This is a genomic window from Aeribacillus composti (assembly GCF_007827555.1).
Classification (GTDB): domain Bacteria; phylum Bacillota; class Bacilli; order Bacillales; family Aeribacillaceae; genus Aeribacillus; species Aeribacillus composti.
Map to the genome: position 1 here is coordinate 94240 of NZ_VISS01000008.1, position 15752 is coordinate 109991.

General features: G+C 40.3%; 15 protein-coding genes. 10 read left to right on the plus strand and 5 right to left on the minus strand.

The annotated features are described in order from the left end of the window. Positions 1–6 precede the first annotated feature (6 nt). Genes pcrA through FB379_RS06180 form a run of 3 tightly spaced genes read left to right on the plus strand, consistent with a single transcriptional unit; the run spans position 7 to position 5384 of the window. Positions 7–2187, plus strand: coding sequence for a DNA helicase PcrA (pcrA, locus tag FB379_RS06170; protein ID WP_144597461.1), 2181 nt, complete (start codon positions 7–9; stop codon positions 2185–2187). A 26-nt stretch (positions 2188–2213) separates the two neighbouring features. Beyond that, on the plus strand, positions 2214–4217 hold the full coding sequence (ligA, locus tag FB379_RS06175) for an NAD-dependent DNA ligase LigA (RefSeq protein WP_066250775.1): 2004 nt from the start codon (positions 2214–2216) through the stop codon (positions 4215–4217). Between the two features lie 15 nt (positions 4218–4232). Further along, on the plus strand, positions 4233–5384 hold the full coding sequence (locus FB379_RS06180) for a CamS family sex pheromone protein (protein ID WP_063388809.1): 1152 nt from the start codon (positions 4233–4235) through the stop codon (positions 5382–5384). Positions 5385–5468: 84 nt separating this feature from the next. Here the strand turns inward: FB379_RS06180 and FB379_RS06185 are convergent, their stop codons facing one another. Beyond that, positions 5469–5627 carry a YjcZ family sporulation protein gene (locus tag FB379_RS06185; protein WP_082829587.1) on the minus strand — a complete coding sequence of 53 codons (159 nt, stop codon included), beginning with the start codon at positions 5625–5627 and terminating at the stop codon, positions 5469–5471. A gap of 273 nt (positions 5628–5900) precedes the next feature. On the opposite strand from FB379_RS06185, the gene gatC reads away from it, so the two are divergent. The 4 genes from gatC (at position 5901) to FB379_RS06205 (ending at position 10308) form a co-directional block, all read left to right on the plus strand. Continuing rightward, on the plus strand, positions 5901–6191 hold the full coding sequence (gene gatC / locus FB379_RS06190; protein WP_063388808.1) for an Asp-tRNA(Asn)/Glu-tRNA(Gln) amidotransferase subunit GatC: 291 nt from the start codon (positions 5901–5903) through the stop codon (positions 6189–6191). A 16-nt stretch (positions 6192–6207) separates the two neighbouring features. Then, positions 6208–7665, plus strand: a complete 1458-nt coding sequence (gatA, locus tag FB379_RS06195; protein ID WP_094244375.1) for an Asp-tRNA(Asn)/Glu-tRNA(Gln) amidotransferase subunit GatA — start codon at positions 6208–6210, stop codon at positions 7663–7665. Between the two features lie 13 nt (positions 7666–7678). Continuing rightward, positions 7679–9109 carry an Asp-tRNA(Asn)/Glu-tRNA(Gln) amidotransferase subunit GatB gene (gatB, locus tag FB379_RS06200; RefSeq protein ID WP_144597463.1) on the plus strand — a complete coding sequence of 477 codons (1431 nt, stop codon included), beginning with the start codon at positions 7679–7681 and terminating at the stop codon, positions 9107–9109. 269 nt (positions 9110–9378) lie between these two features. Then, the gene (locus tag FB379_RS06205; protein WP_063388805.1) at positions 9379–10308 is read left to right on the plus strand and encodes a diacylglycerol kinase; all 930 of its coding nucleotides are present in this window, start codon (positions 9379–9381) and stop codon (positions 10306–10308) included. A 196-nt stretch (positions 10309–10504) separates the two neighbouring features. On the opposite strand, the gene FB379_RS06210 is transcribed toward FB379_RS06205, so the two are convergent. Then, positions 10505–10660: a Fur-regulated basic protein FbpA gene (locus FB379_RS06210; protein ID WP_082829588.1), complete on the minus strand. Its 156-nt coding sequence runs from the start codon at positions 10658–10660 to the stop codon at positions 10505–10507. Between the two features lie 180 nt (positions 10661–10840). On the opposite strand from FB379_RS06210, the gene rlmD reads away from it, so the two are divergent. Next, complete coding sequence (gene rlmD / locus FB379_RS06215) at positions 10841–12211, plus strand: 23S rRNA (uracil(1939)-C(5))-methyltransferase RlmD (RefSeq protein ID WP_144597465.1); 1371 nt, start codon at positions 10841–10843, stop codon at positions 12209–12211. Positions 12212–12245: 34 nt separating this feature from the next. On the opposite strand, the gene FB379_RS06220 is transcribed toward rlmD, so the two are convergent. From FB379_RS06220 to FB379_RS06225, 3 genes are all read right to left on the minus strand, one after another. After that, the gene (locus tag FB379_RS06220; RefSeq protein ID WP_338420490.1) at positions 12246–13613 is read right to left on the minus strand and encodes a recombinase family protein; all 1368 of its coding nucleotides are present in this window, start codon (positions 13611–13613) and stop codon (positions 12246–12248) included. A gap of 107 nt (positions 13614–13720) precedes the next feature. Then, a complete protein-coding gene (locus tag FB379_RS18565) occupies positions 13721–13891 on the minus strand; it encodes a hypothetical protein (RefSeq protein ID WP_199757328.1) in 171 nt (56 codons plus the stop codon). Positions 13892–14110: 219 nt separating this feature from the next. Continuing rightward, positions 14111–14449 carry a recombinase family protein gene (locus FB379_RS06225; RefSeq protein ID WP_144597467.1) on the minus strand — a complete coding sequence of 113 codons (339 nt, stop codon included), beginning with the start codon at positions 14447–14449 and terminating at the stop codon, positions 14111–14113. Between the two features lie 356 nt (positions 14450–14805). On the opposite strand from FB379_RS06225, the gene FB379_RS06230 reads away from it, so the two are divergent. Together FB379_RS06230 and FB379_RS06240 are read left to right on the plus strand one after the other, a co-directional pair. Beyond that, complete coding sequence (locus FB379_RS06230; protein WP_242009300.1) at positions 14806–15342, plus strand: SNF2-related protein; 537 nt, start codon at positions 14806–14808, stop codon at positions 15340–15342. A gap of 127 nt (positions 15343–15469) precedes the next feature. Continuing rightward, positions 15470–15752: helix-turn-helix domain-containing protein (locus FB379_RS06240; RefSeq protein ID WP_144597469.1), on the plus strand; the 283-nt coding region annotated here is incomplete at its 3' end.

Below are 15752 nucleotides of genomic sequence, written 5' to 3' on the forward strand. Positions count from 1 at the left end.
TGTTGAATGCATTTTTTGACTGAGCAGCTCCTCTCAGGTTTGAATGAACAGCAGCAAAAAGCGACGAAACATACGGAAGGTCCTCTTTTAATAATGGCGGGTGCAGGCAGCGGCAAGACGAGGGTTCTCACCCACCGGATCGCTTATTTAATGGCAGAAAAAGGGGTAGCACCTTGGAATATTCTTGCTATTACCTTCACAAATAAAGCAGCGAGGGAAATGAAAGACCGGATTGAACAACTGCTTGGCCCTGGCGCTGAGGAAATATGGATTTCCACTTTTCACTCGATGTGCGTGCGAATCCTTCGCCGAGATATTGACCGGATCGGCGTCAATCGCAATTTTACGATATTGGATACATCAGACCAATTGTCTGTCATCAAAGGGATTTTAAAAGAACGAAACATTGATCCTAAAAAATATGATCCTCGAGCCATTCTCGGCACTATCAGCAGCGCGAAAAACGATCTCATTTCCCCGGAGGAATTTGCTCGTCAAGCAGGAGATGTGTGGGAGCAAATTGTCAGCGATATCTATATCGACTACCAAAAAAAATTGTTGAAAAACCAAGCTCTTGATTTTGATGACCTCATTATGTCAACGATACTGCTTTTTCAGCGTGTTCCAGAAGTACTCGAATATTATCAGCGGAAATTTCAATACATTCATGTTGATGAATATCAAGATACAAACCGCGCACAATACACGCTTGTAAAGATGCTGGCATCCCGTTTTCAAAATATTTGTGTTGTCGGCGATTCGGATCAATCGATTTATCGCTGGCGAGGGGCGGACATCGGAAACATTTTATCGTTTGAAAAAGATTATCCGAACGCTAAAGTGATTTTGCTTGAACAAAATTATCGTTCTACCAAGCGTATTTTGCATGCGGCCAATGAAGTCATTAAAAATAATATGAACAGAAAGCCGAAAAATTTATGGACGGAAAACCCTGAGGGGAAAAAAATTATTTACTACCGGGCTGATCACGAAATTGGGGAGGCCCAGTTTGTCGCCAAGCAAATTCAAGAGCTCGTCCAATCGGGCAAAAGAAAACTTTCCGATATTGCTGTATTGTACCGTACAAATGCACAGTCCCGTGTCATAGAGGAAGTGCTGTTAAAATCGAATATTGATTATAAAATTGTCGGCGGCATAAAGTTCTATGACCGGAAAGAAATCAAGGATATTCTTGCATACATGCGTCTAGTGGCAAACCAGAATGATGATATTAGTTTGGTGCGAATCATCAATGTTCCGAAACGGGGCATCGGTGCATCAACCGTTGAAAAAATAATGAATTATGCAGCCCAGCAAGGTATCTCGATGTTTGCTGCTTTAGAAGAAATGGAACATATCGGGGTCAGCACTCGTGCTATGAAAGTGTTGACGGAATTCCGTGAATTGATCCAGCAGCTGTCACAAATGCAAGACTATGTGTCCGTTACAGAGCTTGTGGAAGAGATTCTTGACAGAACCGGCTACAGGGAGATGCTTAAGCAGGAAAAAACATTGGAAGCCCAAGGTCGTTTAGAGAACATTGATGAATTTTTATCTGTAACTCAAAACTTTGAAAAACAAAATGAGGACAAAAGCCTTGTCGCCTTTTTAACGGATTTGGCCTTGATTGCGGACATTGACCGCATTGATGAAGAGCAATCGGAGCAGAAAGATTCCGTGTTATTGATGACGATCCATTCGGCAAAAGGTTTAGAGTTTCCGGTTGTATTTATGATCGGGATGGAAGAAGGTGTATTTCCCCACAGCCGAGCCTTGATGGAAGAGGCGGAAATGGAGGAAGAGCGCCGGCTGGCATACGTCGGGATAACGCGGGCAGAGGAAGAATTGTATGTAACAAATGCGAAAATGAGGACCCTTTTTGGAAGAACAAACATGAACCCGGAATCTCGTTTTATTGAAGAGATGCCGAAAGAGGTTTTAGAAGACTTAAATGAAAAGAAATCTCCAAAGCCGAAACTAAATAGAACAATCGGAGCGAAATTAACGGGAGGAGATGTAAAGGCTTGGTCAGTAGGTGATAAAGCCGTGCACGGAAAATGGGGTGTCGGTGTTGTCGTCCGAGTGAAAGGCGATGGGGAGGATCAAGAACTTGACGTGGCATTTCCAAGTCCTGTCGGCATAAAACGGTTGCTTGCTAAATTTGCACCAATTGAAAAAGTACAGTAACTATTTGAAGGAAGGAATTGACACATATGGACAAACGTACGGCAGAAAACCGTGTAAAAGAATTGCACAAGCTTTTGAATCAATATAATTATGAATATCACGTTCTTGACAATCCGTCTGTTCCTGACGCAGAGTATGACCGCCTCATGAGAGAACTAATAGAACTTGAAGAAAAATATCCAGAGCTGAAAACCCCTGATTCTCCCTCCCAGCGGGTGGGGGGCGCTGTTTTAGATGCTTTCCGAAAAGTGGCGCACCGCGTGCCGATGCTAAGTTTGGCAAACGCTTTTAATGAGCAGGACTTGCGTGACTTTGACAGGCGAGTCCGCCAAGCAGTTGGGGATGTCGAATATGTAGTGGAGCTGAAAATTGACGGGCTTGCGGTTTCCCTTCGATATGAAAACGGCCTGTTTGTACAAGGATCAACACGAGGAGACGGCACGACGGGGGAAGATATCACGGAAAATTTAAAAACGATCCGCTCGATCCCTTTGAGACTAAAGAAAAATTTATCGATGGAAGTGCGCGGGGAAGCATTTATGCCGAAAGCATCATTTGAGAAATTAAATGAGGAGCGCATTGCAAAAGGGGAAGTTCCGTTTGCCAATCCGAGAAACGCTGCGGCTGGTTCCTTGCGCCAGCTAGACCCAAAAATTGCCGCGAAACGAAATTTAGATATTTTCGTCTATAACATAGCAGAGCTTGGCGATACCGGAGTGTCTTCTCATAGTGAAGCATTGGACTTGCTTGATGAACTCGGCTTTAAAACAAATCGTGAACGCAGAAAATGCAAAAACATCGACGAAGTGATCGAGCTGCTTGATCAATTGTTGGAAAAGCGCTCTCAGCTTCCGTATGATATTGACGGAGTTGTAATTAAGGTTGATAGTTTGCGTCAGCAGGAAGCGCTCGGGGCAACTGCGAAAAGCCCGAGATGGGCGATTGCCTATAAGTTTCCGGCAGAAGAGGTGGTGACGAAGCTGCTGGATATTGAACTCGCTGTCGGACGCACCGGCGTCATTACCCCAACAGCGATCTTAGAGCCTGTAAAGGTTGCCGGGACAACCGTCAAACGAGCTTCCCTTCATAATGAAGATTTGATTCGGGAAAAAGATATTAAGCTTGGAGACTTCGTCGTCGTGAAAAAAGCCGGGGACATCATTCCTGAAATTGTAAATGTTCTTGTTGACAGAAGAACAGGCAATGAACAGGATTTTCGGATGCCTTCGCACTGTCCTGAATGCAATAGCGAGCTGGTCCGGTTGGAAGGAGAAGTTGCGCTTAGATGCATTAATCCAAAATGTCCGGCGCAAATTCGCGAAGGGCTCATCCATTTTGTTTCCCGAAATGCGATGAATATTGAAGGACTAGGGGAGCGCGTCATCACCCAATTGTTTAAAGAAGGCTTGATTCAAGATGTAGCGGATTTATACAAATTAACAAAACCCCAATTGCTTCAGCTTGAACGGATGGGTGAAAAATCAACGGATAATTTGTTGCACGCGATTGAACGGTCGAAGGAAAATTCGCTGGAGCGCCTTTTATTCGGTTTAGGCATTCGCTATGTCGGCGAAAAAGCCGCCAAGATTTTAGCAGAGCATTTTGAAACAATGGAGCGGCTGCAAAGCGCGACAAGAGAACAATTAATCAACATACCAGAAATCGGAGAAAAAATGGCTGATTCCATCGCTACTTTTTTTGAACAGCCTGAAGTAAAAGAATTGATTGAAGAATTAAAGTCGTTCGGCGTCAATATGACGTATAAAGGTCCGAAACGGACAAATTCAGATGAAGGGGATTCGTACTTTGCCGGTAAGACAATCGTTTTAACAGGGAAGCTTGCTGAAATGTCCCGCAATGAAGCAAAAGAACAAATTGAAGCAAGAGGCGGAAAAGTTACTGGCAGTGTGAGCAAAAAAACAGATCTTGTGATCGCTGGTGAAGATGCCGGCAGCAAGCTCGCAAAAGCTCGCGAATTAAACATAGAGGTTTGGGATGAGTCTCGTTTGCTTGAAGAACTAAGGAAATAGGAGAGGGAAGGTACCTTGAAAAAACTTTTGATCATAGCGGCAGCGTGCATGGCTGTGCTCAGTGCATGCTCGCAGGACATTGGAGAACCGGAGCAAATTGTACAAGAGACGGAAGAATCAACGGAAGAAAAAGCAATTATTCCGAAATACAGAATTTCGGAAGATTATTATAAGATGCTCGTGCCTTTTAAAACGAGTGAAGCGCGAGGGCTTGTGGCAAGCAATCTCAATACAAGATTTGATGTTGATGAATTTGAAACTGGTCTTATGCGGATGGCCAGCGACAAGTTTCCAACGGATAAATATGTGTTTCAAGAAGGACAATATTTAGACAAAAAAACTGTCCAAAACTGGCTTAGCCGCAAGCTGGAAGGAAAAGATTTGGAGGAAGCGAAAAGGAAGGATAAATCTTTCAAAAATGAAGGTTTAAATCCGCCAGAAAGCTCCGAAAAAAGCCCCATTTATGTAACGCATATACTTGAACATAATTATCTTGTAAAAAAAGATGAAAAAACACTTGAGCTTGGCGGAGTGTCGATCGGTTTGGCCTTGAATTCTGTTTATTATTACCGCACGGAAGACGGCATCCAAAAAGAAAATAAAATAGACAAGGCCACCATTGAAAAGAAAGGGAAGGAAATCGCACAAGTGGTTGTGAAGAGGCTTCGAGATATAGAAGGATTAGAAAAAGTGCCGATTGTCGTTTCCCTTTACGAACAAGCGCCTAAATCTTCGATTGTTCCAGGGCACTTTTTTGCAAGAACAATCGTTGATGGCGGAAGCGAAAATATCGGAAAGTGGGAAAATATTAACGAAGAGTATTACTTTTTCCCATCTGAAGAGGGAACAAAGAAAAAACCGGATGATGCCAACACATTTAAACGTTTAAAAGGAGATATTGAAGACTTTTTCCCTAACTACACAGGCGTCATTGGGAAGGCTTTTTATCAAGACGGTGAAATGAAGCAAATGAAAATAGAAATACCGGTTCAGTTTTACGGAAAAACAGAGGTCATAGCCTTTACGCAATTTTTAACTGGGAAAGTTGTGGAATATTACAAAGACTATATTTCTCTGGAAGTGACCATCAACTCTTCAAGAGGTCCGGAAGCGCTCATCGTTAGAGAGCCAGGGCAGGACAAACCGACAGTTCATGTTTTTCAATAAAAAAACAGGTGATTTCAAAAAGGGGGGATTTTGAAATCACCTTTATATTGATCGTTTTTTGGCTGGCATTTGGTTAAACGGTGTTTACCACTTTACAAAAGCAGTACCGACAATGATCAACAAAATGAACAATACTACTATAAGGGCAAATCCGCCGCCGTGTCCGAATCCACCACCGTACCCGAATCCGCCGTCATATCCTCCGTAACCGTAGCCTTGACAAGAACCGAATCCAAAACTCATGTTTTTCACCTCCGAATAATGTACCGTACAATATTTTTATATTCACGAATGAATAAAACGTTTGGACGAATGTACCTATATTTGAATTTTTGGTTGAAGTCCTTCGACGTTTTGAAAATTACATGTGAAAAGAAAATCTTCTGTAAGAGGGGCTTTTTTCAGCCTGCCTTCGTGCAATATTGTTTCAACATTTCGGGGGTGTTGCTTTATCTGGCTAAAATTTGATATTATCAGAGTATTGCAGTGTGTTCGAAAAAGTGGAGGTGAATTGGGATGTCACGCATTTCGAAAGAACAAGTAAAACATGTTGCTCATCTTGCCCGCTTGGCAATTACGGAAGAGGAAGCAGAGATGTTTACCAATCAGCTTGACGCGATTATAACGTTTGCTGAGCAGTTAAATGAATTGGATACGGAGAACGTTCAACCAACTTCCCACGTTTTGGATATGAAAAATGTCATGCGCGAAGATCAACCTGAGCCGGGTCTTCCACGGGAAGTTGCGTTGAAAAATGCTCCTGACCAAAAAGACGGACAATTCCGCGTACCAGCCATTCTTGAGTAAGGAGGACGAAGCGAACATGGCTCTGTTTGATCATAAAATATCTGAATTAAAACAAATGCTGCACCGAAAAGAAATTTCCGTCTCCGATCTTGTCGACGAGTCTTACAAGCGCATTCAAGAAGTCGACGGAAAGGTAGAAGCTTTCTTAACCCTCGATGAAGAACGAGCCCGAGAAAAAGCAAAACAACTGGATAATGAAATAGGAAAAAAAGATACATACGGTTTATTGTTTGGGATGCCGATAGGAATTAAAGATAACATTGTGACAAAGGATTTACGCACAACCTGTGCAAGCAAAATTCTTGAAAACTTTGACCCAATTTATGATGCAACAGTTATGCGCAAGCTAGAAGAAGCTGAAGCGATTACGATCGGCAAATTAAACATGGATGAGTTTGCGATGGGATCATCCACTGAAACGTCCGCATTTAAAAAGACGAAAAACCCATGGAATTTAGAAGCGGTTCCAGGCGGTTCCAGCGGCGGCAGCGCAGCGGCTGTCAGCGCAGGAGAAGTTCCGTTTGCACTAGGCTCTGATACAGGCGGCTCGATTCGCCAGCCGGCAGCATTCTGCGGGGTTGTTGGCTTGAAGCCTACATATGGACGAGTCTCCCGTTTCGGATTAGTCGCATTCGCGTCTTCATTAGATCAAATCGGACCGATAACAAGAACTGTTGAAGACAACGCTTACCTTCTTCAAGTCATTTCAGGTCTTGATCCAATGGATTCCACAAGTGCAAATGTGGAAGTTCCTGATTATATATCCGCTTTAACTGGAGATATTAAAGGGCTGAAAATTGCGGTTCCGAAAGAGTATTTAGGTGAAGGGGTAAGCCGTGAGTCGCGCGAGGCCGTACTGGCTGCTTTAAAAGTACTCGAAGGATTGGGCGCAGAATGGGAAGAAGTATCTTTGCCGCATTCCAAATACGGTATTGCTACATATTATTTGCTTGCCTCATCCGAAGCATCTGCGAATCTCGCCCGTTTTGACGGAGTCCGCTACGGCTATCGCTCCGACAACGCTGAAACCTTGATCGATATGTATAAACAAACACGCGCGGAAGGCTTTGGAAATGAGGTGAAACGCCGCATTATGCTCGGTACATTTGCATTAAGCTCTGGATATTATGATGCTTATTACAAAAAAGCGCAGCAAGTGCGCACGCTTATTAAAAAAGATTTTGAAGACGTTTTTGAAAAATATGACGTCATCATCGGACCGACAACCCCGACTCCAGCATTTAAAATCGGCGAAAAAATTGACGATCCACTCACGATGTATGCGAACGATATTTTAACAATCAATGTGAACCTTGCCGGAGTTCCTGCTATTTCCGTACCTTGCGGATTTGCCAACGGCTTGCCGCTGGGATTGCAAATCATCGGCAAGCATTTTGACGAGAGCACCGTTTATCGCGTTGCCCATGCATACGAACAAGCAACAGACTTCCATAAACAAAAACCGGAACTGTAAGGGGTGAGAACTAATGAACTTTGAAACGGTCATCGGACTTGAAGTACATGTGGAATTGAAAACGAAATCGAAAATCTTTTCCAGTGCACCAAACGCTTTCGGTGCTGAACCAAATACAAACACAACGGTCATTGACCTCGGATACCCGGGAGTTTTGCCCGTTTTAAATAAAGAAGCCGTTGAATTCGCAATGAAAGCTGCGATGGCATTGAACTGCGAAGTGGCTACTTATACAAAGTTTGACCGGAAAAACTATTTTTATCCGGACAACCCGAAAGCATATCAAATTTCCCAATATGATCAGCCAATCGGTCAAAACGGCTGGATTGAAATTGAAGTGAACGGAAAGAAAAAGAAAATCGGCATTACGCGCCTTCATTTAGAAGAGGATGCTGGCAAATTGACGCATACTGGCGACGGCTATTCTCTTGTAGACTTTAACCGTCAAGGAACACCGCTGATTGAAATTGTATCAGAGCCGGACATCCGCTCACCTGAAGAAGCCTATGCATATTTGGAAAAATTAAAATCGATTATTCAATATACTGGCGTATCCGACTGTAAAATGGAAGAAGGATCTCTTCGCTGCGACGCAAACATTTCGCTCCGCCCGATCGGACAAAAAGAATTTGGCACAAAAACAGAATTGAAAAACTTAAACTCATTTAACTTTGTGCGCAAAGGGCTCGAATATGAAGAAAAACGTCAGGCGGAAGTGCTTTTATCCGGCGGCGTCATTCAACAAGAAACACGCCGTTTTGATGAGGCTACAGGGAAAACGATTTTAATGCGCGTTAAAGAAGGATCAGACGATTATCGTTATTTTCCTGAACCTGATTTAGTCACTCTTTACATTGATGATGAGTGGAAAGAAAGAGTCCGGTCATCGATTCCGGAGCTGCCGGATGCGCGCCAAAAACGATATGTTGAAGAGCTTGGACTCCCAGCGTATGATGCTAAAGTGCTGACAATGACGAAAGAAATGTCTGATTTCTTTGAAGCAACAGTTAAAGCCGGAGCTGATGCGAAACAAGCTTCTAACTGGCTGATGGGAGAAGTATCAGCATATTTAAATGCAGAGCAAAAAGAGTTGTCTGAAGTGGCGCTCACCCCGGAAAGTCTTGCAGGAATGATCAAGCTGATCGAAAATGGAACCATCTCCTCCAAAATCGCGAAAAAAGTGTTCAAAGAGCTGATTGAAAAAGGTGGAGACCCTGAAAAAATCGTGAAAGAAAAAGGGCTTGTTCAAATTTCTGATGAAGGTGCCATCTTAAAGCTTGTAATCGAAACATTGGATGAAAATGAGCAATCGGTTATCGACTTTAAAAACGGAAAAGATAAAGCGATTGGCTTTCTAGTCGGTCAAATTATGAAAAAAACGAAGGGGCAAGCCAACCCGCAATTAGTAAACAAATTGTTATTACAAGAAATAAAGAAACGATAATTTTAATAGACGCTCAGCTTAGCAGCTGGGTGTTTTATTTATAGTAAAATGGAAATAAAACCCATCCGTGAATTTTTGAAGCTGGAATTTGAAAAAAGTGTTTAAATGGCGAACAGTTTTATCAAAATAAAAATAGAATAAACGTTTATTGACAAAAGTAGTATAAATGAACACAAATGATAGAAAAAACTTGTTTGTTTTGGCAAAAAGGAATAATCTATTAATGATTCTATTTTTACAATAGAAATGGATAGTATAGGATGATGTGAATGAAACGCGCAAGAATCATTTATAACCCCACATCTGGTCGAGAGGCTTTCAAAAAACAGCTCCCTGAAGTTCTTGCTAAATTTGAAGAGGCCGGCTATGAAACATCGTGCCATGCTACTACCGGTGAAGGAGATGCGACAAACGCAGCGAAACAGGCTGCTGAACGCGGGTTTGACCTCATTATCGCTGCGGGTGGAGACGGTACGGTGAACGAAGTTGTGAACGGGCTCGCAGTCATGGAAAATCGTCCGACGCTCGGAATCATCCCCGTCGGAACTACAAACGATTTTGCCCGTGCAATCGGCATTCCCCGCGACAATATTTTGCACGCAGTCGATACGCTGCTGAACGGCGTAAAAAGGAAAATAGACATTGGAAAAGTGAATAACCAATATTTTATTAATATTGCCGGCGGCGGAAAATTAACAGAGCTTACTTATGACGTTCCAAGCAAATTAAAGACCGTTTTAGGACAGCTTGCTTATTATTTAAAGGGCATTGAAATGCTCCCTTCCATCCATCCGACAGAGGTGGAAATTGAATATGATGGCAAGCTGTTTCAAGGAGAGATCATGCTGTTTTTAATCAGCTTGACAAATTCGGTCGGAGGGTTTGAAAAGTTGGCTCCAGACTCAATTTTAAATGATGGCATGTTTGATTTACTGATTTTGAAAAAAGTCAGCCTCGCGGAGTTTATTCGCCTTGCCAGCTTGGCATTAAAAGGCGAGCATATTCACAGTGAAAATGTAATTTATACAAAAGCCAATCGGATAAAAGTAAAGACAGAAGACAAAATGCAGTTAAACTTGGACGGCGAATACGGAGGACTCCTGCCTGCTGAATTTGAAAACCTGTATCAATATATTGAGATCATCATGTCGAAAGAAAAAGCAGAAAAAAACGCGCCAATTGAAAAGAGCAGCGAATAGGCTGCTCTTTACCGTTTTTGAATAGATGAAATGCGGCTCCCCGCGCTAATTTCAACGATTTATATGACTTGTCTGCAACATTTTGCTTAAAAAAAACACTGCAAAAGCTTTGCAGGCAGCTTGTTAAACAAAATGTAATGAAAGAAAGGTGCAGCTGTTTTTACAGCCTTGCTTTCAAGCTGGAAAAACGAAATTTTTATTTTCCATAATGGTAATGATCGCTTTCAATTTTATTGACAAGTTTTAACAACTCAATGACGTTCAATTCATATAATTGTTGTCCATCTTCCCCTTTGTAAACACCGTTGGCAATAAGCTGTTCGATGAGTGACTCTTTAAAACTTTGATCCATGTAAATTCACTCCTTCAGCTAATATAGACGCTTTTTCATCAACCAATGTTACGTGCCGCCCTTTTATATTTTCATTACAATAGTATTTCCTATTATGACAATAATAAAATCACTTGGGTCATTTTTACGGTTGTGATACAATTTTTTCAGTCCATTCTGATCAAAAAGGAAGAAAACAACATGGAAGCACCAGTGAAGAAAAATGATTATTACGATGTATTGTTTGAAGATTTAACACATGACGGGGCAGGAGTAGCCAAAATCAACGGCTTTCCTTTATTTGTCCCGAATGCTTTGCCTGGAGAAAAGGGAACAGTCAAAGTTGTCAAAGTAAAAAAAGGCTATGGATACGGACGTCTCATGAAATTATCGGAAACAAGCCCCGATCGGGCAGATGCGCCTTGTCCTATATACAAACAATGCGGAGGCTGCCAGCTTCAGCATGTAAGCTATGACGGCCAACTGCGCCATAAGCAAAAAATAGTAAAAGAAACGCTTGCCCGCATCGGAAAAGTGGATGTAGAAAAAGTCACGGTTCATCCAACGATCGGAATGAGCGATCCTTGGAATTATCGAAATAAAGCACAGGTTCCAATCGGGGAGCGGGAAGGCGCCCTGATTGCAGGCTTTTATCAGCAAAGAACGCACGAAATTATCGATATGGAGAGATGTCTCATTCAGCAGACGGAAAACGATCGAATTGTCCGAGAAGTTAAAGCGATATTGAACCGCTATCACATCCGGGCTTACAACGAACAAACCCATCAAGGATGGCTGCGCCATATCGTTGTCCGCTACGGGTATCAAACAAAGCAAGCGATGCTTGTTTTCGTTACCCGAACAGCTGATTTTCCACATAAAAAGAAAATTTTAGCTGAAATTACCGCTAAATTTCCAAACATTCGATCGATTGTCCAAAACATAAACCCGAAACGGACAAACGTCATATTTGGCGAAGAAACAAAGCTGCTTTCGGGTTTGGAATATATATATGATTATATCGGATCAATTAAGTTTGCCATTTCCGCACGCTCTTTTTACCAAGTGAACCCTGAACAGACGAAGGTGCTTTACGAAAAAGTGTTAGAATACGCCGAACTTACCGGAGAAGAAACGGTCATCGACGCCTATTGCGGGATCGGAACGATTTCACTCTTCCTTGCGCAAAAAGCTAAAAAAGTGTACGGCGTGGAAATTGTGCCCGATGCCATTGAAGATGCCAAACGAAATGCAAAACTAAACGGCATCGAGAACGTTGAATTTGCCGTCGGTCAAGCAGAGGAGATCATGCCCAAATGGCATGCACAAGGAATTCGCGCAGACGTCATCGTCGTGGATCCTCCTCGAAAAGGCTGCGATCATTCACTGCTTCAAACAATTATAGCAATGAAACCAAAAAAAGTCGTCTACGTCTCCTGCAACCCGGCGACATTAGCGCGCGACATTGCCATCCTAGAACAAGGCGGCTACGAAACAAAAGAAGTCCAGCCAGTCGACATGTTCCCGCATACGGCGCACGTTGAGTGCGTGTCGCAGATAGTTTTAAAATAAAAAAAAGAGGCAAGATAAGGTTTTTCTCTTGCCTCTATTCAATTTTTGGTGTTGCAAACCGATAATGAATAATTGGTGTACCGTCTTTTTTTACTTCGATTCGATTGATTAAACGGTGAAGCATATCTTCTGTTAATTCATCAAAATTTAGGAACTGAAGTAGTTCCTTTTTTAACTTTTCAATGGTTACGATTACATCTTCACCCTCCATAAATGTTAGAAGTTTATTTTTCTGTTCTATTAATTCAGTTAATTCCTTGTTCGTTGCTTCAATACTTTCTTGATATTCTTCATTGGTAATGATTCCGTCAGCTAACAGGTTGATGAATTTCCTTTTTCGATTTTTTAAAACATCCATCTGTTTGGTAATCTTATTGATTCTCTTTTGAGAATCCGATTTTGTACTTTTCGATTTTCTCTCCATCTTCTTTATATATTGCTCTTTGTCAATTTGATGAATTAAGGATTGTATGTCATTTAGAATTGTTTCTTTTAAAAAATCCTCTTTTATTGTGTGGGCGGTACAAGCTTTTTTTCCATGACGCGCATAAGCCCCACAAATGTATCCGTCTCGATTGCTTCGGAACCACATACCTGTACCACAATCGGCACAAAAGAGGACATTAGTAAAAAGATGTATCTTGGGTGCCGTAATATATTTTCTTCTCTGCTCTAATTGATTTTGGACAGCATCAAACATTTCCCTTGATATAATTGGCTCATGTGCATTTTCGATAATAAACTGTCCTTCTTTTGGAATTTTTTTCCTCCTTTTACTCGTTACACTTACTGTTGTTGTTCTGCCTTGAACAAGATCTCCTACGTAATGAGGATTCGTTAAGATACATTTAATTGTAGAATCGTGCCATTTATCTCCGGCATTTGATTTTCCAGCCACTTGAGCAGGTGTTGGAATCCCTTCATTGTACAGACGTCTCGCAATACTTTGTCTTCCATTTCCTTCTAAATATTCTCTAAAAATACGCCTAACAATATTTGGTGTCTCATCATTACGGATATACAGTTTTCCATCTCTTACTTCATAACCATATGGAGGATTCGAACCTTTAAAAAGTCCATTTTTTGCACGAGTTTTTAATGTCTCTTTCACACGATTACTCGTGTTTTGAGATTCTTGTTCATACATCCATGCATAAAGGCCAAACATATGGGTGTTACCTGTTAATGTATTGATAGCATTATCTAATGTAATGATGTGAATCCCTTGGTTTTCACATAAGTTTTTGATTTTATAGGATAACTCTCCATTGCGGGCAAGACGTGATAACTCTTTAGCAAGGATGATATCGAATTTTCTATCCTGAGCATCTTCAATAAGTTTTTGAAGTTCTTCCCTTTTTGCTGTCGTCCCGCTTTCAACGTCGATATAAAAGTTGTAAATATCCTAACCTTTTTCTGATATATAGTTATAAAATAGTTCTTGCTGATATTTTAAGGAATCTTTTTGTTCTTCTTTATCGGTAGAAACACGAACATATACTGCACATCTCATTTTGAATCATACTCCTTCTCGTCTTTTTGAGATGTAGCAGTGTTTACCTTACTAGCATTATTGACGAGTTCTTCAATTTTATGATCAATAATTGAATTTATAACATCCATGAAGGTGAGCGAAGTATCTGCAAAAATTCGCTCAACATTGTTCTCTAATCTATTCATGATTTATCGCTCTCCCTTTTCATATTTTTTATAAATAAAAAATCCGCAGAATTACATAGCCATGCACTTTGTTTATGGCTACGTAACCTCTGCGGATCTCGCTTTTTATTGGGTTACCTTATTTAATTGTTTTTTTAGATAACATTTTCCGTCTTTAATTTTCTGACTTCTCATCTCGGTTTCTTGTTCATAAAACAAACTATACATACTTAATAATTATCAATCATCATTTTGGATGGTATTTATTCGATTATCCACTGTTACGATATGGGTTTTGTTCATTTTGCAAAGATTTCTAATTTCAGAAGATAGTTCATTATTTCTAAAAAGTCTAGATGGCTCTGTTGCAATGATGATATCAAACTTACCTTGATGGGCATCTTCAATCATTAAGCTCAGATTATTGTTTTTATTAACCCCAGAATCAACATCAGCATAAATGCATTCAAGTTCCCAGTTGTTTTTCAAAATAAATGCTTTAATCATCTCTGTTTGTTTTCTTAAATTGTCATCTACATGATTTTTACTTGCAGTTCGAATATAAGCTGCACATTTCATTGGTTATTCCTCTCCTTTGTTATTTTGTATTTTCCGTTTTGCATAAAGCATTGTATCTTCGTTTTTTCATATTTGAAGAGGAAAAAGGAATTTTTTTAAAAAAAATTAAAAGTTGATTAATAAAGTCTTGATTAACTGATTAGTTCTGAAACATTATACTTACAAGTTGAAGATATTTTAATAGGATTTAGGTATTTTTGTGAAAAATTGTAAATTATTTAGAGGTTCAAATAGCTCCTGTTAAAGACTTGTAATTATTAAGTGAAATAGATAGACATCTTTGTAATATGGTAAAATAGAACTAATGATATCAACGGAAATATATTTATTTAGGATCTTTGGATATGGGGGGTTAAATGAGTACATATTATCATAGCCAATACTATGCATATGAATTAACTAAACAAAACTCGTCTTCTTCAATTGGACGTCTTAACCAATCATTAATAAATGCAACAGTGGATTTAAATCCACATCAAGTTGAAGCAGCGTTATTTGCATTTCGCGCACCACTTGAAAGAGGCGCAATATTGGCAGATGAAGTTGGATTAGGAAAAACAATTGAAGCGGGTCTTATAATTAGCCAATTATGGGCAGAAAGAAAAAGAAATATTTTAATTATTGTACCTCCACCGTTACGTAAACAATGGAGTCAAGAGTTATTGGAGAAATTTTACATACCCTCTATTATTCTTGAAAACAAAAATTTTAAAGAGATGCAAGATACTGGAATTATGAATCCATTTTACCAACAAGATATGGTAGTTATTACGTCTTTATATTTTGCAAAGAATAAAGCAAGTGAATTAAGGCGAGTAAAATGGGATTTAATTATTTTTGATGAGGCACACCGTTTAAGAAACGTTTATAAAAAATCTAACAAATGTATTTGATAATTTAAAATTGAGCCACTTTTGAAGGGTTCGATCACATAAAAAATGAGCCACCTGATTTCCAATTTTCATTACCTCCCTTATGATTGAAAGTGCCTAAACTTTTCATCAGAGGGAGAGAAAAAGGATGATCAAGATGGCTCAATTTCATCATATCAAATTCTTGCATGAGGTAGAAGGGCTATCCCAACGACAAATTGCTCAAAAATTAGGGATTTCAAGAAATACCGTAAGCAAATATCTAAAACAGAATGAGGCTCCAACCACCATTCATCGGCAGAAAAACTATCATGGAAAGGAGTATTCCGATGAAACGAAGCGAGTCTTGCCCATTATTGATCAATGGCTCGAAGACGATCTAAAACGTTGGGGAAAACAACGTCATACCGCTGCCAGAATTTATCGAAGAT

Bases quoted from the DNA above. Each gene is read 5' to 3' on its own strand.
- gatC (WP_063388808.1), top strand. From the start codon at position 5,901: ATGTCACGCATTTCGAAAGAACAAGTAAAACATGTTGCTCATCTTGCC.
- gatB (WP_144597463.1), top strand. From the start codon at position 7,679: ATGAACTTTGAAACGGTCATCGGACTTGAAGTACATGTGGAATTGAAA.
- FB379_RS06230 (WP_242009300.1), top strand. From the start codon at position 14,806: ATGAGTACATATTATCATAGCCAATACTATGCATATGAATTAACTAAA.
- FB379_RS06205 (WP_063388805.1), top strand. From the start codon at position 9,379: ATGAAACGCGCAAGAATCATTTATAACCCCACATCTGGTCGAGAGGCT.
- FB379_RS06210 (WP_082829588.1), bottom strand. From the start codon at position 10,660: ATGGATCAAAGTTTTAAAGAGTCACTCATCGAACAGCTTATTGCCAAC.
- pcrA (WP_144597461.1), top strand. From the start codon at position 7: ATGCATTTTTTGACTGAGCAGCTCCTCTCAGGTTTGAATGAACAGCAG.
- FB379_RS06185 (WP_082829587.1), bottom strand. From the start codon at position 5,627: ATGAGTTTTGGATTCGGTTCTTGTCAAGGCTACGGTTACGGAGGATAT.
- rlmD (WP_144597465.1), top strand. From the start codon at position 10,841: ATGGAAGCACCAGTGAAGAAAAATGATTATTACGATGTATTGTTTGAA.
- FB379_RS06225 (WP_144597467.1), bottom strand. From the start codon at position 14,449: ATGAAATGTGCAGCTTATATTCGAACTGCAAGTAAAAATCATGTAGAT.
- FB379_RS18565 (WP_199757328.1), bottom strand. From the start codon at position 13,891: ATGAATAGATTAGAGAACAATGTTGAGCGAATTTTTGCAGATACTTCG.
- gatA (WP_094244375.1), top strand. From the start codon at position 6,208: ATGGCTCTGTTTGATCATAAAATATCTGAATTAAAACAAATGCTGCAC.
- ligA (WP_066250775.1), top strand. From the start codon at position 2,214: ATGGACAAACGTACGGCAGAAAACCGTGTAAAAGAATTGCACAAGCTT.